The sequence below is a fragment of the Vibrio sp. 1078-1 genome, from assembly GCF_033340475.1.
The window spans coordinates 1-771 of record NZ_JAWOWM010000245.1 but is presented as its reverse complement, the minus strand read 5'-3'; the positions used below and the strand labels follow the sequence as shown (position 1 = coordinate 771).

The window sequence follows — 771 nt, the reverse complement described above, 5'->3', positions numbered from 1 at the left end:
TAACCTCTACGTAAGAAATCCCAACGTATTCCACCATCAAAAACGCTGCCGCGCCCATGATTGGCGGGGTGAGCTGACCATTGGTTGACGCTGCCACTTCAACGGCACCCGCTTTTGTGCCCGGGAAGCCGACTCGTTTCATCAATGGAATGGTAAAAGTACCCGTGGTTACGACGTTTGCGATCGATGATCCTGAAACCAGACCCGATAGACCAGATGCGACAACGGCGGCTTTAGCTGGGCCGCCTTTCATATGACCAAGTAGAGAAAATGCGACTTTAATGAAGTAAGCACCCGCACCCGCACGCTCTAGCATCGCGCCAAACAGTACAAACAAGAATACGAAAGAAGTGGATACACCTAACGCAACGCCAAATACCCCTTCGGTGGTTAGCCACAGATGCGACATCGCTTTACCTAAGCTTGCGCCTTTGTGGGCTATGACATCTGGCATGTATGGGCCAGCAAACGTGTAAGTCAGGAACACGGCGGCCACAACCATTAGCGGAGGCCCTAATGCACGACGAGTCGCTTCAAGTAGCAATATCATGCCAACGACCGCAACCACAATATCGGCAGTGGTGGGCGCGCCGGAACGTCCTGCGAGTTCGGTGTAGAAAAGGTAGATATAGGCAGCCGAAAAGCTACCCGCTAACGCGAGAATCCAATCCACAAGAGGAATGTGATCACGCGGAGAGTTCTTCATTGCTGGATAAGCAGTGAAGGCCAAAAATATCGCGAAAGTGAGGTGAATCGCTCGCGCTTCAGTGT

At 52.1% G+C, this 771-nt stretch carries 1 protein-coding gene; it reads right to left on the bottom strand.

Annotated elements, in window-relative coordinates:
• Window positions 1-771 (bottom strand): TRAP transporter fused permease subunit (locus R7190_RS26890; protein WP_318137799.1); only part of this gene is annotated, 771 nt, incomplete at both ends.